Here is a 25,779-nt window from a genome sequence, read left to right on the forward strand (position 1 = left end):
CCGGGCTCACACGCCCGATCCGGGCCCCGCCGCAGGGGTCACCTGCACGCCGCCGGGCGCCGGCGTCGCCGAACCCTTCGCGCTGCGCCGCGAAGCGAAGCGCGCCATGCGGCGCCCGAACCACGACACCGCGAGGTTGATCGCGAGGTAAATCACCACGACGACCACCCAGAAGGTGAACATGTAGCCGTTGCCGTAGAAGTTCGACGCGTTCTTCACGGTCGAAGCGAGCTCCGGGTAGGCGACGATGTAGCCGAGCGAGGTGTCCTTCAGCAGCACCACCATCTGCGCGATGATGATCGGCAGCATCTGGGTGAACGCCTGCGGGAACTCGATCATGAGGCGGGTCCGCACGGGCGTCAGCCCGATCGAGAGCCCGGCTTCGCGCTGGCCCTTGTTGAGGGCCACGATCCCGGCCCGCAGCGCCTCGCCGATAATCGCCCCGTTGTAGACGATGAGCGCGAGCACCACGGCCCAGAAGGCGCCGGTCGAGGCCACGAGCAGGATGAAGAGCATCATGAGCAGCACGGGCATGCCACGGAAGAACTCGAGGATGATCGTCGTCGGGACCCGAATGAACGCCGTATCGGCGAGCCGCCCGAAGGCGAACAGCATGCCGACGATGAGCGCGCCGACCATCGCGACGGCGGCGGCCCGGATCGTGTTCCAGGCGCCCTGCGCGATGAACTGCCACACCTCGGCGTAGGCGAGCACGTCCCAGCGGGACGGGTCGAACATGCCTGGGCGCACGGCCCCGTTGACCGCGACCTGCGGCTGCGCGAGCCGCCAGATCACCCAGCCGAGGAGCGCCAGCACCGCGATGATGCCGACGACGGAGATGACGCGGGATCGCGCCCTGGCCTTCGGCCCCGGGGCGTCGTAGAGGACGGTGGACTGGCTCATCGGAGCACCCTCACCTTCTTCTCGATCTGCCCAGCGATGAGGCCGAGCGGAATGGTGATCAGCAGGTAGAAGCACGCGATCCCGATGAGGATCGGGATCACCGCGTGCCCGTTCGCGTTGGTGAGCTGGCGCGCCGTCGCGAAGAGCTCGACCACGAAGAATCCGCCGGCGACGGACGTGTTCTTCGTGAGCGCGATGAAGACGTTGATGAGCGGCGGCACGACCATGCGCAGCGCCTGCGGGAGGACGATGAGGGTGAGCGTCTGGCCGAACGCCAGGCCGATCGAGCGGGCCGCCTCGGCCTGGCCGACGGGCACGCCGTTGATGCCGCTTCGCAGCGCCTCCGCGACGAACGGCGAGGTGTAGACCGCGAGTCCGATTGCGGCGAGCACCTCGTAGGGCGGCTTCTCCGGCACGATGAGCGGCAGGACGAACACCATGAAGAAGAGCAGCAGCGTCAGCGGGATGTTGCGGAAGAGCTCCGTGTAGACGGTGGCGAATGTGCGCAGCGATGCGACCGGCGAGATACGCATGGTCGCGACAATGAGGCCGAGGATCATGGCGCCGACGCCGCCGAACAGCAGCAGACGGAGCGTCAGCAGGAACCCTTCGAGCACATCGCCCAGGTTCGCGATCAGGACTTCCACGTGAGGGATCCCTTCGTAGTGAATCGGGGGCGGCCAGGCGGCCGCCCCCGTTCCAACCGTTGGCTAGCGTTCGATGGTCGGCGGCTCAGGCGTCGAGAGGACCTTGCCCGCGGTCTTCTCCCAGGCCTTCGCCCATGCGCCGTCCTTGAAGGACTTCTCGAGCGTGTCGTTGATGAAGTTCTGGAAGTCGACGTCGTCCTTCTTCAGGCCGATGCCGTAGGGCTCCTCGGTGAACGGGTTGTCGATGACCTCGAACTCGCCCTGGTTCTGATCCGCGAGGCCCGCGAGGATCACGTTGTCGGTCGAGACCGCGACCACCTCGCCCGAGCGCAGCGGCTCGAGGCAGTTCGAGTAGGTGTCGGTCGCGAGCACGTCAACGCCCGCCTCCTGCAGGTTCTTCTCCGACGTCGAGCCCGTCACCGAGCAGACCTTCTTGCCCTTGACGTCGTCGATGCCCTTGATGCCGTCGGGGTTCCCCTCGAGCACGAGCAGATCCTGGCCCGCGAGGTAGTAGGGACCCGCGAAGCTGATGACCTTCTTGCGCTCGTCGTTGATCGTGTAGGTCGCGACGACGATGTCGACCTCGCCCTTCTCGATGAACGGCTCGCGGTTCGCGGAGACCGCTTCCTTCCACTCGATCTGGTCCTCGCTGAGGCCGAGCTCCGCGGCGACGAGCTTGCCGATCTCGACGTCGAAGCCCTCGGGCTTGTTCGTCGTCGGGTTCATGAGGCCGAACAGGGGCTGGTCGAACTTCGTGCCGATCGTGATCTTGCCTGCGTCATGGAGCTTCGCCATCGTCGTGCCCTCGTCGAAGGAGACCTCCTTCGCGGGCTCCGGCGCGGAGTCTCCCCCGCCGCCGTTCGGTGAGCCCGATGCGCACGCAGTGAGCGCCAGCGCTCCCGCGGCCACGATCACTGCTGCGTACTTTGCGATTCGCATGTGTTCCTGCCTTTTCTTCGTTGGGGTCCGGTTGTGCCGGTCCTTCGATTTCGGTCGTTGCGCCCGGTCAGGCGCGCGCCCGAGCCTTAGTGGCCGAGGATCTTCGAGAGGAAGTCCTTGGCCCGCGATGTCTGGGGGTCGGTGAAGAACTGCTCGGGCGTCGCTTCTTCAACGATCTGGCCGTCGGCCATGAATACGATGCGGTCGGCCGCGCGGCGCGCGAAGCCCATCTCGTGGGTCACGGCGACCATGGTCATGCCCTCGTTCGCGAGGCCGATCATGACGTCGAGGACCTCGTTGATCATCTCGGGGTCGAGGGCGCTCGTGGGCTCGTCGAGCAGGATGAGCTTGGGGTCCATGGCGAGCGAGCGGGCGATGGCCGCGCGCTGCTGCTGGCCGCCTGAGAGCTGCGACGGCAGCTTCTTCGCCTGGTTCGCGATCCCCACGCGGTCGAGGAGGGCCATCGCCTTCTCCTCCGCGGCCTTCTTGCTCATGCCGCGGACCTTGATGGGCCCGAGCGTCACGTTCTCGAGGATCGTCTTGTGGGCGAAGAGGTTGAAGGACTGGAACACCATCCCGACGTCGGCTCGGAGCTTCGCAAGCCCAGCACCCTCTTCGGGAAGCGGTTCGCCGTCGATCGTGATCACGCCCGAGTCGATCGTCTCAAGGCGGTTGATCGCCCGGCACAGCGTCGACTTGCCCGAGCCCGAGGGCCCGAGAACGACGACGACTTCACCTCGCCCCACCTGGGTATTGATCTCGTTCAGCACGTGGAGTTCGCCGTAGTGCTTGTTGACATCCTTGATGATGACGAGCGGTTCCCGATCGTCACGGACCACTCTGACCGCTGTCGTCTCTGCCATGGGTGGATCGTATCGATCCATGACAGGTCAATGCGACTGCACAGGTGAACCCACTCGCGGTGCTATTTCATTCCCTGACGTATTCTATGAATGAATATTCATGTTGCTATCAGGCATAACGCCCGGCGCATTTCCGTTCTTGCGCCGGATCGGGCTCGCCAATTGTTACCTCTTTGTCACACAAAAAGCGGCAAATCACCCGAAAATCGCCCCGCGTGGGGAGCCTGGAATAGTCTCCAGATCAGGGCTGGAATTGCCGCGAGCGAGCGTGGCCGAGGAGGGTTATTCCGACTGGGCCCGGCACCGCTCGCACAGCCCGAAAAGATCGACGACGTGCTCGATCTCGGTGAAGCCGTGCTCGGCGCCGACGCGCTGGCTCCACTCCTCCACCACGGTCGCTGAGAGCTCCCGGGTGTCGCCGCAGCCGCGGCAGATCAGGTGGTGGTGGTGCCCCTGCGTCGCGCAGGAGCGGTATAGGCTCTCGCCCTCGGGCGACTGCAGCGTGTCGGCCTCGCCCGTCTCGGTGAGGCCGGCGAGGGTGCGGTACACCGTCGCGAGCCCGATCGTCGAGCCCCCGTCGCGAAGCGCCTGGTGTAGCTGCTGCGCGCTCACAAAGCCGCGCGCCTCGGCGAGCGAAGCGCGCACCGCCTCGCGCTGCCACGTGTTCCGCCTCGGCTGCATCACGCACCCCTCTCGCTCAGACCGGCGCCCCGCCGCTCGCGGCGGGATCCTGCGCCCTATTCACCCACCGTAGCGAAGTTCCGTGTGGAAGAGGCGCCCGCGGCCGCAGAACGGCCGCGCTGTCGGCGAACAGCCCGCCTCGCGGCGTCGAAACCGATAGCCAGCAGGAAGATCAGGGTGAGCACGAGCCCCACGGAGCCGCCGGCGGCGATCCCGAACTCGCGCGAGACCCAGAGCCCCGCGAGGCCGCCGCCGATCCCGAGCAGGGCCGCGATGGGTGGGATCCACCCGACGCTCGGTGCGAGCACGCGCGCCGCGGCGGCTGGTGCGACGAGCACGGCCACCCCGAGGATCGCGCCGACCGCGGGCATCGCGACGACGACCGCCGCCGCGACCACGCCCGTGACGACGAGCTCGACCGGCCAGATGCGGAAGCCAGCGGCCGCGTAGCCGACCGGGTCGAAGGTGTGGAACAGGATCTTCCTCCCCACGGCGAGGAGGGCGACCGCGGCCGCAAGGAGCACGCCGGCGGTCGCAGCCACGTCGCTCACGGAGACACCGAGCGGCGAGCCGACGAGGAGCGTCTCGACCGGGATCCCGAGCCCGGGGTTGAGGCTCGAGAGCAGCGTGCCGAGCGCGAAGCCGAATGAGAGCACGACGCCGCTCGCCACCTGCCTGCCCTGGCCGGGCAGCCGCGACAGCAGCGTCATGAGCACGACGAGCACGGCAGCGAAGAGCGCTTGGCCGATCAGGAGGTTCCACCCCGCGATCGCGAACACCACGCCGCCCGGAAAGGTCGCGTGGCTGAGCGCGACGGCGAAGAAGGATCGGCGGCGGAGCACGATCACGGTGCCCGCGAGGCCGGAGAGGACACCGAGGAGCGCGAGCTCGAGCGCGGCCAGGCCGAAATAGCTCACGACGCCGCCCTCCCGCGCCTGGCCGCAAGGATCCCCGCGCGCACGACGGCGGCGACCCCGTAGAGGGCGACGAGGATCAGCACGACGACCGCGCCTGGCGACACCGTCGCCCCCGCGTTCACCGACCAGTCGAACGACAGCCAGAGCCCCGCGACCCCCGCGCCGAGCGGGAGCAGAATCGCGAGCGGGATCAGGATCCCGAACCCGCGCGTGAGGAGCCTCGCGGCCGCCATCGGCACGGTCAGGAGCGCGATGACCATGAGCACGCCGAGCGCCTGAACGCCCGCCACCACGAGGAGCGCGACGGCGATCCCGAGCGAGAGGTCGGCGGCGAGCGGCCGGTAACCGGACGCCTCGGCGCCCGCGGCGTCGAATGCGCGGAAGAGCTGGGCGCGCCAGGTGACGAGCACGATCGCGCACGCGAGAAGCGCGACCACGAGGATCTGCCAGAGCTGGGCCTCGGTGACCGTGAGGAGGCGCCCGAAGAGCAGCTCCTGCAGCTGCGAGACGTAGCCCTCCTGCCGCGAGACGAGCACGACGCCGAGGCTGAAGAGCCCGGTCAGGACGACCGCGATCGCCGCGTCGGCGCCGACGCCCCCGCGCCGCTCGAGCACCGTGAACAGAATCGCTGCGGCAACGGCGGCGAGCGCGGCGCCGGGGAGCACCCCGTCGGTGCCGGCGAACGCCGCGCCGATCACGAGGCCGGGAAACACGGCGTGCACGAGCCCGTCGCTCACGAACTCGAGCTCGCGGAAGCTGATGAAGAGGCCGACGACGCCCGCCGCGACCGCGAGGATCACGACCGTGAGCAGGGCTCGCCACATGAAGGGGAGGCCGAAGACGCCGAGCGGGCCGAGCTCCGCGAGGAGATGGGGGGCGCCGGGCACTACTCCGTCTCCCGGGTCGTCGTGACCGTGTGCTGATCGAGCTCGACCGTCGTGTCGTGGAAGGCGTGCTGCACCGCGTCGAGGGTGAGCGCCTCGTCGAGCGGGCCGAACGCGGCCGGGTGGCCCGGCTGCTCCGGGGTGTGACCGCTCGACAGCAGCAGCGCGTGCGAGCAGGCCTCCTTCGCGATCTCGAGGTCGTGCGTCGAGACGAGCACGGTGCGGCCCTCGGCGCTCAGCTCGCGCACGAGGCGCAGCAGCACGCGGCGATTCTCCCGGTCAAGGCCGTTGAACGGCTCGTCGAGGAGGAGCAGCCCCGGGTCAGAGACGAGCGCCCGCGCGAGGATCCCGCGCTGCTGCTGCCCTCCGGAGAGCTCGCCGAAGCGGCGACCGGCGAACCCGGCGAGCCCCACGCGCTCGAGCGCGCTCGCGACCGCGGCGCGGCCCTCGCGGCCGATCGGGCGGAGCGGGCCGCGCGAGCGGTAGAGCCCCATCGTGACGACCTGGCGCAGGGTCACCGGCAGCGTCGCGTCGCGCGTGTCGGCCTGCGGGAGCGAGCCGATCCGGCGCCGCGCCCGCTCGGGGGTCGTGCCGAGCACCTCGACGCTGCCCGCGGTGAGCTCAGCGAGGCCCAGGATCCCGCGCAGCAGCGTCGACTTGCCCGAACCGTTGGGGCCGATGAGCGCCACCGCCGCGCCCTCGGGCACGTCGAAGCGCAGGTCCTCGACCCGGGTGACCCCCGCGTAGCCGAAGGCCGCGTTCGTGAACGATAGCGCTGCTGTCATCAGTCGAGGCCCGCGGGAAGCGCCTCGGGTTCCACCCCCCATGCTTCAATGATCACACGGGTGTTGCTGACGGTCGCGCCAATGTAGGTTTCGGCGTCCGTTCCGGGCTTGCCGAGCGAGTCGGCGTAGAGCGACTCGGCGTCGACGACCTCGATGCCGGCCTCCTTCGCGATGGTCTGCGCGAGCTTCGGATTCATCGAGGACTCGACGAACACCGCCTTCACGCCCTCGGCCTTGATCTTCGCGACGAGCGCGTCGATGTCCGCCGCGCTCGGCTCAGCGTTGTCCTCGAAGGAGGGGAGCACGGAGCCCGCGAAGCGGATCCCGTAGTCGTGCAGGAAGTAGGTGAGGGAGTCGTGGCCGCTCACGAGCACGCGGTCGGCCTCGGGCACGCGCTCGAACTGCGCGTGGACCCAGGTGTCGAGCTCGCCGAGCTTCTCGATGTAGGCGTCGGCGCGCTTGCGGTAGTCGGCGGCGTGATCCGGATCCGCCTTCTCGAGGCCGTCCGAGACCGCGTCGACCATGCCCTCGGCGTTGTGCGGGGAGGTCCAGATGTGCGGGTTCACGTCGCCGTGATCGTGGTCGTGGTCGTCGCCCTCTTCGGCGTGGCCCGCATGCTCCTCTTCGGCCGCGTGGTCGTGATCCGCGTGGTCGTGATCCGCGTGCTCATCTTCGGCGTGCTCATGCTCGTGATCGTGCGCGGCTCCGCCGCCCTCGGCCGTGATCGCCTTGGCTTCGGCGAGGTCGATCCCGTCCGAGGCGGTGACGATCTCGCCCGTGAACCCTGAGGCCTCGACCGCGCTGTCGATGAACGACTCGAGCCCGGCGCCGTTCACGATGAGCACGTCGGCCTTGCCGAGCGCGAGCAGGTCGGCAGGCGTGGGGTCGAAGTGGTGCGCCGAGCCGCCGGGGACGAGGAGCCCCGTGAGGTCGATGTCGTCGCCGCCGACCTCGGAGGCGAAATCCTGCAGCTGGGTCGTCGTGGCGACGACCTGGAGCTTGCCGTCGTCGGATTCCCCCTTGGCGGCCGTGCCCGAGCAGGACGCGAGTGTCAGTGCTGCGGCGATTGCCCCGGCGGTCGCGACGACGCGCAGGGGATGGGAGATGCGATTCTTGCGGCTCATGAGGTACTTTCTAAATGAGAATGAGTTTCATCCTAACCTTAGTGAGAACGATTCGCAAAAGCGACGATTGTTACCGAGGGTTTACCCAGGGCTCGTAGCCTGGAGGCATGAGTAGGGACGCTCAGCGGGGAGGTGGCCCCCGGATCACGGCATCCGCGGTCGCCATGACGATCGCGATCGTCGGCGCGCTCGTGCTCCTCGTGATGTTCCCCTTCTTCGCCGCGTCGGGGCGGGATGATTCTGGCCCCGCGGTCGGCGAGGGCGCTGGCGCTGACCGGGTCGCGGAGCTGCAGCAGGATCCCGAGTGGCGCGCCCTGGAGGCGAAGATTCTCAGTGACGAAAGGCAGGCCACCGAAGGCCCGCCCAGCCCCGACGCGGTCTACCCGCTCGCGAAGCTCGACAACGGAAGCTTCGCGTTCATCGGGTTCAGCGGCATCGAGACGCTGCACGCCGGCTTCGCCTCGTCCGAAGACGAATCCGTGCACGGCTCGACCGTGTCCCGCGGCGGATACCTCAAGATGAGCGACCCACCCCAGATCGGCGCGCCGGGACACGATCTCGAGATCAAGACGCGCGGCGGGGACCCCGCTCAGATCCAGTTCCGGATCATTCCCCCGGTCGAGGGCGACGGCCCGGCCACCTTCACCCAGGTGGCGCTCCCCCGGGCGTAGGGCGCGCGGCCCGGAGGCGCCGCGCCCCCCTTCTCCGCCCCCGCCTCCTCCCGCGCCGCCCCCCCCCTGCGCACCGCAGCTCGAGTCGGCCGTAAGGCCCCAATCACACCCGCGAAAGGGGCCTTACGGCCGACTCGACCGCGAATGGGGCCTTAGGGCCGACTTGGCGCCGACGCCGGCGAAAGTGCAGGAGCCCGAGTCAGGGGAAGGTCAAATTTCCGAGGCTCCGGATCCAGAACCTCCGCCCCGGGCCGAGTGGGCCCAACAGCCCCGTTGAGGCCCCGCGAAAGGGGCCTTACGGCCGACTCGACCCCGCGAATGGGGCCTTTCGGCCGACTCGACGGGCCTGCGAAAGAATGTTCCCGCACCCGAGGCTCCGGATCCAGAACCTCCTCCCCGAGTCGAGTGGGCCTAAGAGCCCCATTTCACGCCCGCGAAAGGGGCCTTACGGCCGACTCGACCGCGGGAATGGGGCCTTACGGCCGACTCGACGCCAGAGCGGGCGCCGGCACGGGCGCGGGCGCGCGCGCTGGCCCGGGCCCAAGCCCGAGCCCGGGCGCGCACCCAACCCCTGGCCGTAGGCTGGGGGGATGAGCGCCGTGCCTGACACCGTCCTGGAGCTGCGGGCCGAGTTGCGCGCGGGCGGGCTCTCTGCGCGCGAGGTCGCCGCGCACTTCCTCGCGCGGGCCGAGGAGGCCGCGGGGCTGGGGGCGTTCGTCGCGCTCACGCCGGAGCGCGCGCATGCCGAGGCGGCCGCGGCCGACGAGCGCTGGGCAGCCGCAGACCGCGAGACGCGCGCAGGCCACAGCACCCGCGCGCACCTCCCCCCGCTCCACGGCATCCCCCTCGCGCACAAGGACCTCGTCGACGTCGCGGGCGCCCCGACGACGCACGGCAGCGCCGCGCTCAAGCACCGGGTCGCGCCGAACGACGCCCCCGCCGTCGCGACCCTGCACGGCGCTGGCGCCCTCTCGCTCGGCAAGACCCAGGTGCCCGAGCTCGGCCTCACGGGCTACTCAGAGAACCTGGTCGCGTCACCCGGCCGCAATCCGCTCGACCCCGAGCGCACGCCGGGGGGATCCTCCGGCGGCAGCGCGGCCGCGGTCGCGGCCGGCCTCCTGCCCGCGGCGCCGGGCTCGGACGGCGGCGGGTCGATCCGGATCCCGGCCCTCGCCTGCGGGCTCGTGGGCCTGAAGCCCGGGCTCGGCACCGTGCCGACCGACCTCGCGAGCGGCCTGCACGACGCGCACGGCGCGCCTCGCCTCACGGTCACGGGGCCGCTTGCGCGCACCGCGGCCGACGCCGCAGTGCTCTTCGACGCGCAGCGCGGCGCGGGATCGGAGCCCGCCCTCGCGGCCGTGCGGCGCGCGGGCGAGCTCGCGGGGCTCCGGATCGGGATGAGCGATGCCTCGCCGTTCGCGTCGGCCCACCCCGTGCCGCTCTCGCCCGAGGCGCGCGCCGCGTACCGCCTCGCCGCCGAGCGCCTGGAGTCGCTCGGCCACCACATGGAGGACGCTGATATCCACCACGACCCGCGCTACCCGGCCGCCTTCACCGCGTCCTGGACCTCGGGGCTCGCGACGCTCCGGCTGCCCGCGCGGGCGGAGGAGCGGCTCACCCCGTTCACGCGGGAGTTCCGCGAGCGCGCGCTGCGCCGGGAGCCGGGCGAGCTCCGCGCGGCGGGCGAGATCCTGCGCGCCTACGCCGCCGACGTGCGCGAGCAGTGGGGCCGCTTCGACGCCGTGCTCACGCCGGGGCTCGCGATGATCCCGCCCCGGATCGGGGCCTTCCTCGGGCTCTCGCCCGACGACGACTACCGGCTGCAGTGCGAGTGGGCGCCCTTCACCTCGATGGTGAACGTCTCGGGGCTGCCGGCAATCGCGGTGCCCGTGCTGCGCCTGCCCAGCGGGCACGCGATGGGCGCGCAGCTCATCGGGCCCGTTGGCTCGGAGCTGCGGCTGCTGCAGCTCGCCGCGCAGCTCGAGGCGCTGGCGCCGGCGTTGGCGCCGGAGCCGGCGCCGGACCCGGAGCCGGGCCCGGATCCGGATCCCCGCTACTCGTAGGCCCCGGGGATCAGCTGATCCCAGTCGATGATCGAGCCCGTCACGACCCCGCTGCGCTCGCTCAGGAGGAAGACGACGGCGTCCGCGATCTCGTCGGGCTGCCCCAGCTTCCCCATGGGCTGCGCGGCGGAGGCCGCCTCGAGCCAGTCGTCGCCGGCGCCGTGGAAGGTGCGCTGCGTCACGGCCTCGCCCGGCGTCGCGGTCCAGCCGATGTTGAGGCCGTTGATCCTGATCCGGTCGAAACGGTGCGCGAACGCCGCGTTCTTCGTGAGGCCGGCGAGCCCCGCCTTCGAGGCGACGTAGGGCGCGAGATACGGCTGCCCGCCGTGCATCGACATCGTGATGATGTTCAGGATCGTGCCGGGCTCGCCGCGCCCGCGCATGTCGGCGACGGCCCCCTGCATCGTCATGAACGGGGCGACGAGGTTGATCGCCAGGTGCTCGTCGAGGAGCTCGCGGCTCGTGTCGAGGAGCGTGCCGCGGCTCGTGGCGCCGGCCGCGTTCACGAGGCTGTCGATGCGCCCGAAGCGGGTGATCGTCTTCGCGACGACCCGCTCGGCCTCGCCCGGTTTCGCGAGGTCGGCAACGATCGGGAAGCCCGTCGCGCCAGCCGCCGTGATCCGCGCGGCGGCGGCCTCCGCCTTCTCTGCGTTCCGGCCGACGACCGCGACGGCTTCGGCCCCCTCGCGCGCCGCGGCCTCGGCGATCGCGAGGCCGAGGCCCTGCGTTCCCCCGGTCACGAGCACGGTCTTTCCGGTCATGAGCTCCTGCATGTCCCTCTCCTCTTCTCGGGTCGCCCCGCTCAGTCCATCAGCCGCGCCGGCCGCTCGGGAAGCCCCGCCGCCGCATACACCTCGTCGATGAGTGCCGCCGTGCGCCGCGAGCGGGCGAGCTCCGCGCGGTCGCGCGCGCCGGCGCGCAACTCCTCGCGCACGCGCCGCAGCTGGTGCGCGTAGGAGGACTCGCCCCCGGTGCGCTCGACCCGCTCGACCCGCTCACCGCCGCCCGGCTCATCACCGCCGCCGGGCCCACCGGCGAGCGTCACGATCAGGCGGTCGTCCTCCTGCGGCTTCACGAAGTTCGGGATCCGGATCGCGCCGCGCTCGCACGCGAGCTCGAGCCCGAAGTCCCAGGCCTCGGCCGCCATCGAGACGTCGATCGTCGCGGGGACGTCGCCGAGCGCGAGCTCGGCGCGGACGGCGGCGTCGACGCGCGGGTCGCCGTCTGGGATGGCCGCGGTGGCCGTCACCGCCGCCGCGCGCAGCACGCGCGGCGCGACCGGATCCGGAAACGCCGCCGACTCTCCGAGCCTGATCAGCGCGTTGAGCGCGTAGCAGCCGAGGTCCATCATGGCGCCGCCCGCGAGCTCGAAGCTCCAGCGCGGGTCGCTCGGCTTCGGCGCCGGCATGTGCATCGTCACGCGCACGGAGCGGAGCGCGCCGAGCTCGCCGGGCGCGCTGAGAAGGCCCGGCCCGCCGAGCAGCTCGAGCGCCCGCGCGAACGCCGGGTGGTCGGCGTAGTGGAACGCCTCGAAGGCCCAGCCGCGCGACGGGCCGAGGCGGGCCTCGACCCGCTCGAACTCGGCGAGGTTCGCCGCGAAGGGCTTTTCGACCAGCACGTCGCGCCCGGCGGCGAGCGCCCGCGCCGTCCACTCCGCGTGCAGGCCGTTCGGCAGGCCGATGTAGACGAGGTCGAGGGAGTCGTCGGCGATGAGCTCCTCGTAGTCGGCGCGAGTACCCGCGACGCCGTGCTCCCTGGCGAAGGCCGCCGCCCGCTCCGGATCCCGCGCCGCGACGGCGGCGAGCACGTCGCCCGTCTCGCGGGCGGCGTCGACGACCGCGAGCTTCGCGATGCGCGAGGCCCCGAGCACGCCGATCCGGAGCGGCGCGCTCACGTCGCCCGCTCCCCGAGCGCCGCGCGGACGAACTCCGCGCTCGTGCGGGCGTCGGCGAGGGCGCGCGCCGCGTCTTCCTCCGACTCCACGACCGTGTCCTGCTCGAGCACGTACCAGCCGGAGTAGCCGACGGCCACGAGCGCCGCGACGATCTCGGCGACCCTGGCGTCGCCGTCGCCGAGCGCGCGGTACATGCCCTGGCGCACGCCCTCGCGGTAGTCGATCTCGCCCGCGCGCACGAGGTTCGCGGTCTCGACGCTCACGTCCTTGAGATGGGCGTGCACGATGCGGTCGGCGTGGTCGCGCACGAGCGCGAGCGGATCCCCGCCGCCGAGGGTGAAGTGGCCGGTGTCGAGGCAGATCCCGATCCGGGACCCGGCGAGCACGGCGGCGACGTCCGCGGGCGACTCGACGACCGTTCCGAGGTGCGGGTGCAGCGTCGCGACGACGCCGGCGCGCTCCGCCGCGGCGTGGGCGCGGTCGAGGTTGCCGAGCAGGGTCGCCCACTCGTCCTCGCTGAGCTGGGCCGCGACGTCGTAGCCCTCAGCGCCCGTGACCGCCGAGAGCACGAGGGTGCTCGCGCCCGCGGCGCGGTAGGCCTCGAGCTCCCGCTCGATCGCCGGCAGCGGATCGAGGCCCGCGTCGTGGAGCACGATCGGGAAGAAGCCGCCGACGGCCTCGAGCCCGGCGGCGCGAAGCGCCTCGGCACGCTCGGCCGGCGCGTCGGGGAGGAAGCCCTCCGGCCCGAACTCCGTGGCCCGGATCCCGAGCCCGACCATCTCGGCGAGCACGCGCTCGCGGTCGAGCTGGACGCCCCAGCCTGGCACCTCGATGACGCCCCAGGTGATGGGGGCTGCGGCGATCCGTGCGGTCATGCGGATTCTCCTCCGTGGTCGGTCGTGCCGGTCGTGCGGGGTGCGGCGTGCGCCGCGGTCGTGCCCGGAGCGGCGTGCGCCGCGGTCGTGCCCACGACGCTGCCTGCCGCCTCCCAGCTGCGCCCCGCGGCCGAGCGCTCGGCGGCGGATACGACGCGGGCGGCGGAGAGGGCGTCGCTGATGTTCGAGTTCAGCGCCTCGCGGCCGGCGACGGCCATCAGGAACTTCTTCGCCTCGATGACCTTCAGGTCGTCGTAGCCCATCGAGGTGCCAGCGCCCGGCTGGAAGCGGGCGAAGTCGCCCATCGCGGCGTCGGCCATGACCCGGGCGTAGCCCTGCCGGGCGTCGCCGCGGCCCGCGGCGAGCTGGAGCTCGTTCATGCGCTCGAAATCCCAGATCGCGGATCCCTCGGTGCCGTAGACCTCGAGGGCGTAGCTCGCGCGGGGCCCGACCGCGACGCGGGAGGCCTCGAGCGTGCCGACGGCGCCGCCGGCGCGCGCGTCGCCCGAGAGCCGGACGAGCATCGCCGCGTAGTCCTCGTTCTCGACGGGCTTCATGACGCCGTCCTCGATCACGGCGAAGTGGGTTCCGGTCCCCATCGGGAGTTCGGGCCGCTCCGCGTAGACCGTGGAGGTGAGCGCGCTGACCTCGGCGATCGGCCCGAGCGTGTACTGCACGAGGTCGACGAGGTGCCCCATGAGGTCGCCGAGGACCCCGGATCCCGCGAGCGAGCGGACGAAGCGCCAGGAGAGGGCGCCGCGGGGATCCGCCGAGTAGTCGGCGAACATGCGGCCGCGCACGTTCGTAATGCGGCCGAGCGTGCCATCGGCGACGAGCCGGCGCAGGTGCTCGATCGCCGGCGCGTGCCGGTAGTTGAAGCCGATCGACGTCACGACGCCAGCCGCCGCAGCGGCCTCCGCGACCGCGGCCGTCTCGTCCTCGCCGCGGCCGACGGGCTTCTCGATCCAGAAGTGCTTGCCGGCCCGCGCCGCCGCGATCGCGATCTCGGCGTGCAGGAAGTTCGGCGCGCAGATCGAGACCGCGTCGACCTCGGGATCGGCGAGCACCTCGCGGTAGTCGGCCGACGCGCGCTCGTAGCCGAGCACGTCCACGGCCTCGCGCGCCCGATCCGGGGCCGGATCGGCGGCGTGCACGAGGCGCGGGCGGATCCCGAGCTCGGGGTACGCGTAGCGCAGATTCGCGTAGGCGCGGCTGTGCAGCTGGCCCATCCAGCCGACGCTGATGAGGCCGATCCCGATGGTGACGGTGCCGTCTTCGTTCTTCTGCATGATCGTGGGTTCTTTCGGTCGAGGATCAGAAAATGGACCGGTCCATGCTGCACGGAACGGGCGGGGCGCCGTTACAACCCGACGGCGCCCCGCCCGCGCCACACCGCGAGGCCGCTCGTCCCGCTACTCCCGCTCCTCCGGCGGGATCACGGTCACGGTCTCCGTCACCTGCACGCGGCCGACGCCCGCGGCCGTGTCGTCCTGGATGTCGTCCCGGATCGTGCGCACCGTGTCCGTGCTCGTGCCCACCTGGCGCAGCTCGTGCACGAGCTGCTCGAGCTCCGCGCCGCCCGCCATGAGGCCCGTGAGCTCCTCGAGCGTGATGTCCGCCTTCTCGTGGTAGCCGATGCTCTGCCCGCGCTTGAGCAGCAGGAAACGGTCGCCGACGGGGTAGGCGTGGTGCGGATTGTGCGTGATGAAGACCACGCCGAGGCCGCGATCTCGCGCCTGCACGATGTAGCGCAGCACGACACCCGACTGCTTCACGCCGAGGGCCGCGGTCGGCTCGTCCAGGATCAGCACCTTCGCCCCGAAGTACACGGCGCGGGCGATCGCGACGCACTGCCGCTCGCCGCCCGAGAGCGTGCCGATCGGCTGGTCGACGTCGCGGAGGTCGATGCCCATGTCGAGCAGCTCCTTCTTCGCCGTCTGCTTCATGAAGTCGACGTCGAGCCGCTTGAACGGGCCCCAGCCCTTCGTCTGCTCGGAGCCGAGGAAGAAGTTGCGCCACACCGGCATGAGCGGCGCGACCGCGAGATCCTGGTAGACCGTCGCGATCCCGCGATTCAGCGCCTCGCGCGGCGAATTCAGATGCACCGGTTCGCCCTCGATCAGGAACTCGCCCTCAGTGTGCTGGTGCAGGCCCGCGATGATCTTGATGAGCGTCGACTTGCCCGCGCCGTTGTCGCCGAGCACGCACATCACCTCGCCCGCGCCGACCTTCAGGCTCACGTCGCGCAGGGCGATGATGTTGCCGTAGCGCTTGCCGGCGTCGCGCAGCTCGACGAGCGGCGCCACCGTCTCGGGGTGCGCAACCGCCTCGGGCGGCGTCACCGTCTCGGCGCGTGCGGCCTCGCGGCCGACCTCCTGCTCACTCATTTCTTTCCTCCTCGTGCGGCCCTGCGCTGCAGCGTGAAGTTCAGGACCGTCGCCCCGAGGAGCATCGCGCCCAGGAAGAACTTCAGCCAGTCAGGGTTCCACTCGGCGTAGACGACGCCCTTGAGCGCCATGCCGTAGATGAGCGCGCCGATCGCGCCGCCGATCGCGCTCCCGTATCCGCCCGTCATCAGGCAGCCGCCAACGACCGCCGCGATGATGTAGAGGAACTCGTTGCCGATGCCCTCGCCCGACTGCACCGTCTTGAACGCGAAGAGCTGGTGCATGCCGAGCAGCCACGCGCAGAAACTGACTCCCATGTACAGGCCGATCTTCGTCCGCACGACGGGGACGCCGACCGCGCGGGCCGCATCCGGGGCGCCACCGCTTGAGAAGATCCAGTTGCCGATCCGGGTGCGCTGCAAGATCCACGTCGCGATGATCACGAGCAGGATCCAGTAGAACACCGTGATCTTCACCTTGACGCCGAACAGCGGGATGTCCGACGCGAAGATCGCGGCGGCCGACTCGAAGCCCGGCCAGTTCGCGATCGACGGGGCCGCGACGCCACCCGTGATGAGACGGGTGACGCCGAGGTTGAGCCCGGTCAGCATGAAGAACGTCGCCAGCGTAATGATGAAGCTGGAGAGCTTCGTCTTCGTGAGCAGCCAGCCGTTCACGAACCCGACGAGCAGCGAGAACACGAGGCCGATGATCGCGCCGATCCAGACGTTTCCGCCGAACCAGTACATGAACAGCGACGACGACAGCGCGGCGGAGACGACCCCCACGCCGGCGGAGAGGTCGACCTCTCCGCCGATCATGAGGAGCGACACGCCGACCGCCATGATGCCGACCGTCGACGCGCCGTACAGGATCGTGGCAATCGATTCCGGCTGCGTGAACTGCGGGGCGACGACCGCGAACATGATCGCGAGCACGAGGGCCGCCGCCGTCGCTCCGGCCTCGGGTTTCGTGAAGAAGCGCGTGAACAGGTTCGCTCTCGCTACCCGCTCGTCGCTCCTGACGGCTGTGGCTGATGACATGTGATTCTTCTTCCCGGGAGAGGCGGGGTTACTCGCTCTTCGACTTCTCGAACTGCGCCTTGACGGTGTCGAGGTTGTCCTTGCTGATGATCGACGGACCCGTGAGCACCGCGTTGCCGCCGCCGAGCACGTAGCCGCCCTCGTGGTAGAGGCGCACCGCCTCGACCGCCTCGTAGCCCTGCAGCCACGGCTGCTGGTCGGAGGCGAACGCGATCGTGTCGTCGCCGATGGCCTTGTAGACGTCGGCGTTCAGGTCGGTCGTCGCGAGCTTGGCGCTGCTGCCGGCGTCCTTGATCGCGTCGACCGCGGTCATCGCGTAGGGGGCGCCGAGGGTCACGACGAAGTCGATGTCGGAGTTGGTCTGCAGCTTCGAGGTGATGGTCGAGGCGACGTTCGTCATGTCCTGGCCGTTCACGTACAGGATCTCGGACTCGCCCGAGAAGGTGTCCTTGAGGCCGGCGCAGCGCGCTTCGAGGCCCACGTGGCCCTGCTCCTGGATCACACAGATCGCCTTCTTCGAGCCCTGCTCGTTGAGCTTCTCGCCGACCGCCTGGCCCGCGATGAACTCGTTCTGGCCGAAGTGGGCGAGCACGCCCATCTCCTTGTACTGCTCCTCGCCGGCGTTGATGCTGAAGACGGGGATCCCGGCCTCGACGGCCTTCTTGACCTCGCCCGACATGGCGTCGGCCTTCGCGAGGGTGACGACGATGCCGTCCACCTTCTTGTCGACCGCCTGCTGCACGAGCTGGGCCTGGCGGGCGCCGTCCGGATCCGAGCTGTAGAGGAGCTCGACGCCGTTGCGGTCGGCAGCGGTCTCGGCCCCCGAGCGCACGATGTCCCAGAATGTGTCGCCCGGTGCCTGGTGGGTGACGAGCGCGACCTTCAGCGGCTTCAGATCCGAACCCTTGTCGCCCCCGCCGCCACCGGCTGCCCCGCCGCCCGCTCCGGCGGGCGTGCCGCAGGCCGCGAGAAGAAGTGCTCCCGCTGCGGCGGTGGCGGCAACGCCGAACCTGCCCCAACGCTTCAGTTGTGACTTCATTGTCTTCACTCCATCGTGTTATTTGAACTAATGTCGTTACAAAGCTTGCGCTTGGAGTTGAGATTACCCCAAATTCGCCCGGCGCACACCTTCGTTTGCCATAAAGATCGCGTAACGGACCGCCGGGGGCGGCCTGCGCTCGCTCCGCATTCTGCGCTCGCTCACACGATTCTGCCCGTTCTCGACGGAACGAGTGCAGTTCTCGGAGCGACGGCGCCCCTGCGCGCCCTCGTGCCCGGCCCGTCCCGGCCCGGAGGTTGTTAGCGATTTCGGGTCAACTCACGCCGGATACGACCCGAAATCGCTAACAACGCCGGGCTGCTGCGGGGCGGGCGCCGGATCAGGATCCGGCGGCGGCTCCGTGCTCACCCGAGCCGAGATCGACTGCGACCGCGACGCCCTCCGTCGCGGAGCGCTGGGCGGCGTCCGCGAGGACGAGGGCCGCCCAGCCGTCCTCGAAGCTCGGGCTCGTCGAGGCCTCGCCGCGCACGAGCCGCAGGAACTCCCGGAGCTCCGCAGAGTACGCCTCGGCGTAGCGCTCGAGGAAAAACTCCGGATAGGGCGGCCGCGCCTCGACCGCCGACGCCCCCGAGAACGTCACGGTGCTGCTCTGCACGTTGCCGACCTGGAGCATTCCGAGCGGGCCGAAGGCCTCGATCCGCTGGTCGTAGCCGGTCGCGCTGTGGCGCGAGTTGACGATCGTGATGACGGCTCCGGATCCGGTGCGGAGCGTCGTGACGGCCGTGTCGAAGTCGCCGTGGGCGCGGGCTCCGGGGTCGAACGCCTGGCTGCCGGTCGCGCTCACGGAGACGATATCGGGGGCGAAGAAGCGCGCCATGTCGAAGTCGTGGATCGTCATGTCGCGGAAGATCCCGCCCGAGACGGCGACGTAGTCCGCGGGCGGTGCGGCCGGGTCGCGGCTGATGATGATGAGCTGCTCGAGCGGCCCGATCTCGCCGGCCGCGACGCGGGCGCGGGCCGCCGCGTGATTCGGGTCGAACCGCCGGTTGAAGCCGAGCGCGACGGGCACCCCGCTCGCCTCGACGAGCGGGCGCAGCGCCTCGACGCGCGCGATGTCGAGGTCGATTGGCTTCTCGCAGAGCACCGGAAGCCCAGCTCGGACCGAAAGTTCGATGAGGTCGACGTGGGTGGGGGTGGGCGAGGCGATGAGGACTGCATCGACCTCACCCGAGTCGATGAGCTCCTCGGCACTGTCGGTCACGCGGGCGCCGGTGCGCTCGCCGATCGCCGCCGCCCCCGCGATGAACGGGTCGGCGACCCACGCGAGGGTCGCCCCGGGGTCGGCCGCGATGCTTGCGGCGTGGACCTGGCCGATCCGGCCGGTTCCGATGAGTCCAATACGAACGGGCGGCTGCGTCATTGCGGTTCCTCGCGAGTCGGGTCGGGATCCGGAGCGGATCCCTTGTTAGGACATTATGCCTAACGATACACCCGGGCGGGGTGCGCGGCCGCCCTTCGCCCTTCGCTGCTTGAGATGACCCAAAGTGACGCATTCTGCGCTCCAGGGGACAGTTTGAGTCAACTCAAGAGAGGGCGGCGGGTGCCGGCGGGCGACGGCCGGCTGGCACCCGGTTGAGTTGACCCAAAGTGACGCATTCTGCGCTCCAGGGGACAGTTTGGGTCAACTCAAGGGAGGGCGGCGGGTGCCGGCGGGCGACGGCCGGCTGGCGCCCGGTTGAGTTGACCGAAAGTGACGCATTCTGCGCTCCAGGAGAGAGTTTGGGTCAACTCAAGAGTGAGTGGGGGCCGGAGCGGCCGTCGACGCGCGGGTCATGAGGCGCGGGGGGAGGAGGCGCGCGGTGGCCGGGGCAGACGGCGGCGCCGATCCGGCCTCCGCCTCCATGAGCTCCACGAGGGCGCGGCCCGCCTCCTCGCCGAGCTCGCGCGGGTCACCGCTCACCGTCGTGAGCGACAGGAACTCGTAGGCCGCGAGCGGTGAGTCGTCATAGCCGACGACCGAGAGCTGCTCCGGGACCGCGATCCCCCGCTCGGCCGCCGCGCCGATCACGCCGACGGCCATGGGATCGTTCACCGCGAAGATCGCGGTCGGGATCCCGCCACCGGCAGGACCGCCACCGGCAGAAACCCCCGACCCCCCGGACGCAGCCGAGTCGAACATCGCCGACGCCGCGATCCGCGCCGCGACCTCGCTCGTCTGCACGGAGCGCACGATGCGGGGTTCGAGCCCGTGGGCGCGCATCTCCGCGACGTAGCCGGTCTCGCGCGCGGACGCCGAGGCTCCGGGCGCGGTGACGCACGCGATGTCGCGGTGCCCGAGCCCGATGAGGTGGGCGGTCGCGAGCCGCCCGCCCGCGACCTCGTCGCTCGCGATCACGGGCGCGCCGCCGGCGGCGAAAGACCTGGTCCCGAGTACGACCGCCGGGATCCCGAGCCGCGCGAGCGACGCCTCGGAGACCTCTCCGGCGAGCACGACCCCATCCACGCGCAGCGCCCGGAACGCCTCGAGCGGGTCGATCCCGAGGTGCGCGTTGAGGGCGGTGTCGGCGACGCTCAGGCTGTAGCGCCCCTCGGCGAGCGCCGAGCGCAGCCCGGCGAGCGCCGGCGCGAACCACAGGTTCTCGAACTCGTCGATCACGACGCCGACGCTGCGGGTGCGGGATCCCGCGAGCCCCGCGGCGAGGCGGCTCGGCGTGTAGCCGAGCTCGTCCACGGCCCGCTGCACCGCCTCGCGCTTCTCGTCGCTCACCCGGGGCGAGCCGCGCAGCACGAGGGAGACGAGCGACTTGGAGACGCCCGCGTGGGCGGCGACGTCGTAGATCGTTGGGGTCTTCACCTGATGCCTCCGCATTTCTGGGCGCGGGCACGCGCGGGCGCGCGCCGGAGCTTTCCCGCCATGCTAGCGCCGGATCGCGCGCGATCGATGCTTGACAGTCCGTTTCGTGCGAGGTTATCTTGGCACCTATTGGAGCGCTCCAATACGCACCCGAAAGGAACCACCGTGTCAGAATCCCTCGGCGTCGCCGTCATCGGCGCCGGCATGGCGGGCAAGGCCCACGCGGCCGCCTACCGCGCCGCCTCGACCCTCTTCTCGCCCACGCTCCCCGCGATCCGGCTCGTCTCGATCGGGGATATTTCCGAGGAGCTCGGCGCGGCGACCGCCAAGCGCTTCGGCTTCGAGCGCCACGACGCCGACTGGCGCGACATCGCCGCGGCCGACGACATCGACGTCGTCAGCGTCGTCGTGGCAAACTCGCTCCACCGCGAGATCGTCGAGGGCCTCCTCGCCGCGGGCAAGCACGTGCTCTGCGAGAAGCCGCTGAGCGACTCGATCGAGGACGCGCGAGCGATGGCAGACGCCGCCGACGCCGCGCAGGCCGCCTCCGGCGCGATCGCCCGGATCGGCTTCAGCTTCCTGCGCGCACCCGGGATCGCGTTCGTGCACGAGCTCGTCGCGTCGGGCAGGCTCGGCGAGGTGCTGCACTTCTCCGGCCGGTACTGGGCCGACTACGGCGCACGCCCGGACGCCCCGATGAGCTGGCGATACCAGGGCCCTCCGGGATCCGGCGCCCTCGGCGACGTCGGCAGCCACCTGAGCTACGTCGCCGAGCTCCTCTGCGGCCGCGCGCTCGACGTCTCGGGCGGGCGCTTCCACACCTCGATCACGGAGCGCCCGAAGCCGCTCGGCGCGGTCGTCGGCCACACCCGCGGCAACGTGAGCGACGAGCTCGTGCCCGTTGAGAACGAGGATTACGCCGCGTTCTCCGCCCGATTCGAGCGCTGCGTCGGCACGCTCGAGGTGTCGCGGGTCGCGGCGGGCCACCCGACGTCGCTCGTGTTCGAGGTGTTCGGATCGAACGGCGCGGCGAGGTGGGATCAGCGCCACCCCGGCGAGGTCCAGCTGATCCTGCACGAGGAGGGCGCGGCCGCGGACGCGGTCGCCGGCTACCGCACCGTGCAGCTCGGGCCCGCGCACCCGCACTTCGCGGGCGGCTGGGCGATGGACGCCCCGGGCGTCGGCGTCGGACAGAATGACCTGTTCGTGCACCAGGCGCGCGCCTTCCTCGAGGAGGTCGCCGGGATCCCGGAGGCCGAGTCGCTGCCGCGCTGCCGCGACTTCGCGGACGGGATCCACAACATGGAGTTCCTCGCGGCCGTCGCCGAGTCCGCGGCGCGCGGCGGCGCGACCGTCGAGGTGCCGGGGGGTGCGCGATGAGGCTCGGGGTGTACAACGCGATCCTGCACGACCGCTCGCTGCCTGAGGCGCTGGCCGTGATCCGGGATCTCGGCCTGACCGGGATCGAATTGAACTCGGGCGGCTTCCTGCCCGCGGCGCACCTGCCGACGCGCGACGAGATCCTCGTCTCTGACACGGCGCGCGACGAGTTTCTCGGCCAGTTCGCCGGCACGGGCGTCGAGATTGCCGGGCTGAACTGCAACGGCAACCCGCTGCACCCGAAGCCCGCGATCGGCGACGCGCACGCGGCCGACGTACGCCGCTCGATCCTGCTCGCGGAGCGGCTCGGGCAGGATCGGGTCGTCACGATGTCCGGCCTGCCCGGCGGCGAGCCCGGCGCGACCGTGACGAACTGGGTCGTGAACGCGTGGAACTCCGCCGCGCTCGACGTGCTCGACTATCAGTGGGGGATCGCGGCCGGCTTCTGGCGCGAGATCGATCGCTTCGCGGCCGACCACGGCGTGAAGGTCGCGCTCGAGCTGCATCCGCAGAACCTCGTGTTCAACTCGGCGGACGTGCACCGGCTCATCGAGCTCACCGGCGCGACCCACGTCGGCGTCGAGCTCGACGCGTCGCACCTGTTCTGGCAGCAGATGGATCCGGTCGCGGTCGTGCGGCACCTCGGCGAGCTCGTGTTTCACGCCGCCGCGAAGGACGTGCGCGTGAATCCCCAGGTCGCAGCCCTGAACGGCGTGCTCGACAACAGCTTCAGGCGGCTCTCGCCCGACGAACCGCGCACGAACCTCGGCGGCGACGAGTGGGCCAACGAGTGGCCGCGGGAGTCGGCGTGGGACTTCGTGGCGCTCGGGCGCGGGCACGACACCGCCTTCTGGACGGCATTCCTCGGCGCCCTTCGCGAGGTGGATCCCCAGATGTGGGTGAATATCGAGCACGAGGACGTGTCGCTCGGGCGGATCGAGGGGCTCGAGGTGGCCGCGCGCGTGCTGCGCGACGCCGACGCGGCGCTCGCTCCGTAATCTGCGCTCGTTCGCACGATCGGGCCCGGATCCTTGCGAACGAGCGCAGAATTGGGAGCGAGCGCCGGGGCGGGGGCACGGGCAGGGGCAGCGCCGGGGGCAGGGGGCACGGGGGCGAGCGGGGCGCGGGCGCGGGCGCCCCTACCCGAGCAGCCCGGCGTCGCGCACCGCCATCGCGGCGGACACGCGATTGTCGGTGCCGAGCTTCACGAAGATCCTGGTCAGGTGCGCCTTCACTGTCGCGAGGCTGAGGTGCAGCTCCGTGCCGATCTGCGCGTTCGTGAGCCCGCGCGCGAGCAGCACGGCGATCTCGCGCTCGCGCGCGGTGAGCTCCTGGGCGGCCTCGGCCGCGGCGGGGGACGCGGCCCCGGCCGTCGCGGCCGCGATCACGGTCGAGGCAACCTCGGGCGACAGCGCGGGATCCCCACGGTGCACCGCCCGCACGGCCGCGATGATCTCGGCGGGGTCGGCGTCCTTCAGGAGGAAGCCCTGCGCGTGCTGCCTGAGCGCGCGCAGCACGTAGTCGTCGGTGTTGAAGGTCGTGAGCACGAGCACGCGCGGCGCCCCCGAGCCATCACCCGCGCGCGCGGCCAGCCGTTCGAGCACCCCGAGCCCGTCGAGCACGGGCATGCGGATGTCGAGCAGTACGACGTCGGGGGCGAGCTCGGCGATCGCCGCGAGGCCCGCCTCGCCGTCCTCGGCCTCGCCCACGATCTCGAGCTCGGGGTCGCCGCCCAGGATCATCCGGAGGCCCGTGCGCACCATGGCGTCGTCGTCGACGAGGAGAACTCTGATCACTGCTCTGCGCTCCGGGGCTCTGCATTCCAGGGAATCGTTGCGGTGAGGACGTAGCGCCCGCCGACCGGTCCGTACTCCGCCGATCCTCCCATGGAGGCGGCGCGCTCGCTGACCCCGAGCAGCCCGAAACCGGCAGCACCGCCAGAGCCGGCACCCCGATCCGGATCCGGAATCACCAGCTCAGACAGCGGATTCGAGGCCCGGATCACGAGGGCGCCCCCCGGCTCCCCCGAGACCTCGACCGCGACGGGCGCGCCCGGCGCGTGCTTGCGGGCGTTCGTGAGCGCCTCCTGCACGATCCGGTAGGCGTGCCTCCCGAGCTGCGGCGGCACGGCGACGAGGCCGCCCTCGGCGGCAACGTCGACGTCGAGTTCCACGCGCTGCTCCCCGTCGAGCTCGGCGACGAGCACGGGAAGGTCGGCGAGCGTGGGCTGCGGCGGGGCCGGCGGCGCGTCCGCCCCGCGCAGCGTCGACAGCACCGCGCGCAGCTCATCGAGGGACTGCCTGGTCCCGCTCTGGATCATGCGCGCCGTCTCGCGCGTCTCCTCGGGGCTGAGGTCGTCGCGGAAGGCGAGGATCCCGGCGTTCATGCTGACGAGCGAGAGCCGGTGGGCGAGCACGTCGTGCATCTCGCGGGCGATCCGCTCGCGCTCCGCGAGCCGCGCCTGCTCGATGCGCGCGGCCTCCGCGTCGACCCTGGCCTGCGCGGCGGACGCGCGCCCGCGCTGCTCGGCCGCGATCGTGCGGAGCAGCCAGCCGACGAGGGTCGCGAAGGCGAGCCCCACGAGGGCGAAGGTGAGCTCGACCGTGTGGGGCGTCGCCCAGGGCGAGGAGAAGGGCCCGATCAGGAGGTTCGCGAGCTTCGCGGCGGCGAACCAGAGGCCCGCGAGCAGCACCGGCAGCGGCCGCCCATCGCGGCGCGCGAGCGACGCCTGCATGGCGATCGCCGCGCCGATCGCGCCGGGGCCGAGCACGAGCATGGCGCCGATCCCGAGCACTGCGGCGAGCGCGAAGCGGCGCCGGATCGCGAGCAGCGCGAGGGCGATCGCGGGCGGGGCGATCATGAGCACGACCTTCGCGGGCTCGCGGCCCGTGAGGAGCGTCGAGACGATGGGCGTCAGGTAGTACAGCCAGACCAGGACGGCGACGATCCACACGGCGCTCGCCGCGCCGAGTGCCGGCCTCGTCTGCTCGCTCTTCCCTGTCATGCTTCGATCCTAGATTCGCGGCCCGACCGGCCGATACCGACCTTAGGCCAGACCCGCACCGACCTTCGGCCGGGTCGATCCGAGCCGCACGCCCGATGCCGCGCACCACTCGGCTCGAGTGGACTGCCTGCATGATTACCTTCACGAATCTCACCAAGTCCTACCGCAGCCGCTCGGATGGTCGCCGGACCGTCATCGACGACGTCAGCTTCTCGGTGCCCGCGGGCTCCGTCACGGGGTTCCTCGGGCCGAACGGCGCGGGCAAGTCCACCTCGATGCGGGCGCTGCTCGGCCTCACGGAGCCGGATTCCGGCACCGCGACCGTCGGCGGCCGCCCCTACCGTGAGTGGCCGAACCCGGCCGCCGTCGCGGGCTCGCTGCTCGACGCCGACGCGTTCCACCCCGGCCGCAGCGGCCGCGAGTCGCTCGCGCTCTCGTGCCTCACGCTCGGCCTCCCCACGAGCCGCGCCGACGAGGCGCTCGAGCTCGTCAGCCTCACAAAGCGCGAGGGCCGCCGCCGGGTGCGCGGCTACTCGCTCGGCATGCGGCAGCGGCTCGGGATCGCCCAGGCGCTCCTCGCCGAGCCGCCCGTGCTCGTGCTCGACGAGCCGGCCAACGGCCTCGACCCGCAGGGGCAGCGCTGGCTCGGCGAGCTGCTGCGCGGCTGGGCGGAGCGCGGCGGGGCCGTGCTGCTCTCGAGCCACCAGCTCTCGGAGGTCGAGCGCCTCGCCGACCGCCTCGTCGTGATCGCGGAGGGCCGGATCGTGGCCGACGGCACGCTCCCGGCGCTCCGCGCGGAGCACGGCGACATCACCGACTTCTACTTCGCAGCCACCTCGGGGGCGGATCGCGCCGCCTGATCGCG

Annotated in this window: 25 protein-coding genes; 5 read left to right on the forward strand and 20 right to left on the reverse strand. The window is 71.3% G+C overall.

Annotated features, from left to right (window positions below):
• Positions 1–6: 6 nt before the first annotated feature.
• The 9 genes from ACOPJ3_RS01210 to ACOPJ3_RS01250 form a co-directional block, all read right to left on the reverse strand.
• Complete coding sequence (locus ACOPJ3_RS01210) at positions 7–903, reverse strand: amino acid ABC transporter permease (RefSeq protein ID WP_427870009.1); 897 nt, start codon at positions 901–903, stop codon at positions 7–9.
• A complete protein-coding gene (locus ACOPJ3_RS01215) occupies positions 900–1,550 on the reverse strand; it encodes an amino acid ABC transporter permease (protein ID WP_427870010.1) in 651 nt (216 codons plus the stop codon). Before ACOPJ3_RS01215 ends, ACOPJ3_RS01210 begins: the two co-directional genes overlap by 4 nt.
• Positions 1,551–1,613: 63 nt before the next feature.
• Positions 1,614–2,489 (reverse strand): transporter substrate-binding domain-containing protein, encoded by an 876-nt coding sequence (locus ACOPJ3_RS01220; RefSeq protein ID WP_427870011.1) that lies wholly within the window; start codon positions 2,487–2,489, stop codon positions 1,614–1,616.
• An 86-nt stretch (positions 2,490–2,575) separates the two neighbouring features.
• Positions 2,576–3,352: an amino acid ABC transporter ATP-binding protein gene (locus ACOPJ3_RS01225; RefSeq protein ID WP_427870012.1), complete on the reverse strand. Its 777-nt coding sequence runs from the start codon at positions 3,350–3,352 to the stop codon at positions 2,576–2,578.
• Between the two features lie 282 nt (positions 3,353–3,634).
• On the reverse strand, positions 3,635–4,033 hold the full coding sequence (locus ACOPJ3_RS01230) for a Fur family transcriptional regulator (protein WP_427870013.1): 399 nt from the start codon (positions 4,031–4,033) through the stop codon (positions 3,635–3,637).
• Positions 4,034–4,089: 56 nt separating this feature from the next.
• Positions 4,090–4,950, reverse strand: coding sequence for a metal ABC transporter permease (locus ACOPJ3_RS01235; RefSeq protein ID WP_427870014.1), 861 nt, complete (start codon positions 4,948–4,950; stop codon positions 4,090–4,092).
• Positions 4,947–5,837: a metal ABC transporter permease gene (locus ACOPJ3_RS01240; RefSeq protein WP_427870015.1), complete on the reverse strand. Its 891-nt coding sequence runs from the start codon at positions 5,835–5,837 to the stop codon at positions 4,947–4,949. The genes ACOPJ3_RS01235 and ACOPJ3_RS01240 overlap by 4 nt, the downstream gene beginning before the upstream one ends.
• Positions 5,837–6,619: a metal ABC transporter ATP-binding protein gene (locus tag ACOPJ3_RS01245; RefSeq protein ID WP_427870016.1), complete on the reverse strand. Its 783-nt coding sequence runs from the start codon at positions 6,617–6,619 to the stop codon at positions 5,837–5,839. Before ACOPJ3_RS01245 ends, ACOPJ3_RS01240 begins: the two co-directional genes overlap by 1 nt.
• A complete protein-coding gene (locus tag ACOPJ3_RS01250; RefSeq protein WP_427870017.1) occupies positions 6,619–7,743 on the reverse strand; it encodes a metal ABC transporter substrate-binding protein in 1,125 nt (374 codons plus the stop codon). The genes ACOPJ3_RS01245 and ACOPJ3_RS01250 overlap by 1 nt, the downstream gene beginning before the upstream one ends.
• A gap of 107 nt (positions 7,744–7,850) precedes the next feature.
• Here ACOPJ3_RS01250 and ACOPJ3_RS01255 point away from each other — a divergent pair, with 107 nt between their 5' ends.
• Both ACOPJ3_RS01255 and ACOPJ3_RS01260 read left to right on the forward strand, forming a co-directional pair.
• Positions 7,851–8,414: a hypothetical protein gene (locus ACOPJ3_RS01255; RefSeq protein WP_427870018.1), complete on the forward strand. Its 564-nt coding sequence runs from the start codon at positions 7,851–7,853 to the stop codon at positions 8,412–8,414.
• 590 nt (positions 8,415–9,004) lie between these two features.
• Positions 9,005–10,477: an amidase gene (locus ACOPJ3_RS01260; protein WP_427870019.1), complete on the forward strand. Its 1,473-nt coding sequence runs from the start codon at positions 9,005–9,007 to the stop codon at positions 10,475–10,477.
• Here the strand turns inward: ACOPJ3_RS01260 and ACOPJ3_RS01265 are convergent.
• The 9 genes from ACOPJ3_RS01265 to ACOPJ3_RS01305 form a co-directional block, all read right to left on the reverse strand.
• Positions 10,468–11,250, reverse strand: a complete 783-nt coding sequence (locus tag ACOPJ3_RS01265) for an SDR family oxidoreductase (protein ID WP_427870020.1) — start codon at positions 11,248–11,250, stop codon at positions 10,468–10,470. The two genes, ACOPJ3_RS01260 and ACOPJ3_RS01265, sit on opposite strands and share 10 nt — an antisense overlap.
• 29 nt (positions 11,251–11,279) lie before the next feature.
• On the reverse strand, positions 11,280–12,371 hold the full coding sequence (locus ACOPJ3_RS01270; RefSeq protein WP_427870021.1) for a Gfo/Idh/MocA family protein: 1,092 nt from the start codon (positions 12,369–12,371) through the stop codon (positions 11,280–11,282).
• The gene (locus ACOPJ3_RS01275) at positions 12,368–13,246 is read right to left on the reverse strand and encodes a sugar phosphate isomerase/epimerase family protein (RefSeq protein WP_427870022.1); all 879 of its coding nucleotides are present in this window, start codon (positions 13,244–13,246) and stop codon (positions 12,368–12,370) included. Before ACOPJ3_RS01275 ends, ACOPJ3_RS01270 begins: the two co-directional genes overlap by 4 nt.
• Positions 13,243–14,535, reverse strand: a complete 1,293-nt coding sequence (locus tag ACOPJ3_RS01280) for a Gfo/Idh/MocA family protein (protein WP_427870023.1) — start codon at positions 14,533–14,535, stop codon at positions 13,243–13,245. Before ACOPJ3_RS01280 ends, ACOPJ3_RS01275 begins: the two co-directional genes overlap by 4 nt.
• A gap of 123 nt (positions 14,536–14,658) precedes the next feature.
• Positions 14,659–15,633 (reverse strand): ATP-binding cassette domain-containing protein, encoded by a 975-nt coding sequence (locus ACOPJ3_RS01285; protein ID WP_427870024.1) that lies wholly within the window; start codon positions 15,631–15,633, stop codon positions 14,659–14,661.
• Positions 15,630–16,676: an ABC transporter permease gene (locus tag ACOPJ3_RS01290; RefSeq protein ID WP_427870025.1), complete on the reverse strand. Its 1,047-nt coding sequence runs from the start codon at positions 16,674–16,676 to the stop codon at positions 15,630–15,632. Before ACOPJ3_RS01290 ends, ACOPJ3_RS01285 begins: the two co-directional genes overlap by 4 nt.
• A gap of 28 nt (positions 16,677–16,704) precedes the next feature.
• Positions 16,705–17,715, reverse strand: coding sequence for a sugar ABC transporter substrate-binding protein (locus tag ACOPJ3_RS01295; protein WP_427870026.1), 1,011 nt, complete (start codon positions 17,713–17,715; stop codon positions 16,705–16,707).
• A 340-nt stretch (positions 17,716–18,055) separates the two neighbouring features.
• Positions 18,056–19,096: an inositol 2-dehydrogenase gene (gene iolG / locus ACOPJ3_RS01300; RefSeq protein WP_427870027.1), complete on the reverse strand. Its 1,041-nt coding sequence runs from the start codon at positions 19,094–19,096 to the stop codon at positions 18,056–18,058.
• Between the two features lie 369 nt (positions 19,097–19,465).
• The gene (locus ACOPJ3_RS01305) at positions 19,466–20,530 is read right to left on the reverse strand and encodes a LacI family DNA-binding transcriptional regulator (RefSeq protein WP_427870028.1); all 1,065 of its coding nucleotides are present in this window, start codon (positions 20,528–20,530) and stop codon (positions 19,466–19,468) included.
• A gap of 165 nt (positions 20,531–20,695) precedes the next feature.
• Between ACOPJ3_RS01305 and ACOPJ3_RS01310 the strand changes: the two genes are divergently transcribed.
• Both ACOPJ3_RS01310 and ACOPJ3_RS01315 read left to right on the forward strand, forming a co-directional pair.
• Positions 20,696–21,910, forward strand: a complete 1,215-nt coding sequence (locus tag ACOPJ3_RS01310) for a Gfo/Idh/MocA family protein (RefSeq protein ID WP_427870029.1) — start codon at positions 20,696–20,698, stop codon at positions 21,908–21,910.
• Entirely contained in the window at positions 21,907–22,908 is a 1,002-nt protein-coding gene (locus ACOPJ3_RS01315; protein WP_427870030.1) for a sugar phosphate isomerase/epimerase family protein, read from the forward strand. The genes ACOPJ3_RS01310 and ACOPJ3_RS01315 overlap by 4 nt, the downstream gene beginning before the upstream one ends.
• A 141-nt stretch (positions 22,909–23,049) precedes the next feature.
• Here the strand turns inward: ACOPJ3_RS01315 and ACOPJ3_RS01320 are convergent, their stop codons facing one another.
• Both ACOPJ3_RS01320 and ACOPJ3_RS01325 read right to left on the reverse strand, forming a co-directional pair.
• Positions 23,050–23,706, reverse strand: coding sequence for a response regulator (locus ACOPJ3_RS01320; protein ID WP_427870031.1), 657 nt, complete (start codon positions 23,704–23,706; stop codon positions 23,050–23,052).
• A complete protein-coding gene (locus ACOPJ3_RS01325; RefSeq protein ID WP_427870032.1) occupies positions 23,703–24,914 on the reverse strand; it encodes a sensor histidine kinase in 1,212 nt (403 codons plus the stop codon). The genes ACOPJ3_RS01320 and ACOPJ3_RS01325 overlap by 4 nt, the downstream gene beginning before the upstream one ends.
• A gap of 131 nt (positions 24,915–25,045) precedes the next feature.
• Here ACOPJ3_RS01325 and ACOPJ3_RS01330 point away from each other — a divergent pair, with 131 nt between their 5' ends.
• Positions 25,046–25,774 carry an ABC transporter ATP-binding protein gene (locus ACOPJ3_RS01330; protein WP_427870033.1) on the forward strand — a complete coding sequence of 243 codons (729 nt, stop codon included), beginning with the start codon at positions 25,046–25,048 and terminating at the stop codon, positions 25,772–25,774.
• The last annotated feature ends 5 nt before the right edge of the window (positions 25,775–25,779 follow it).

The organism is Leucobacter luti (genome assembly GCF_050310065.1).
In the GTDB taxonomy this organism is placed as follows: Bacteria; Actinomycetota; Actinomycetes; order Actinomycetales; family Microbacteriaceae; genus Leucobacter; species Leucobacter luti_B.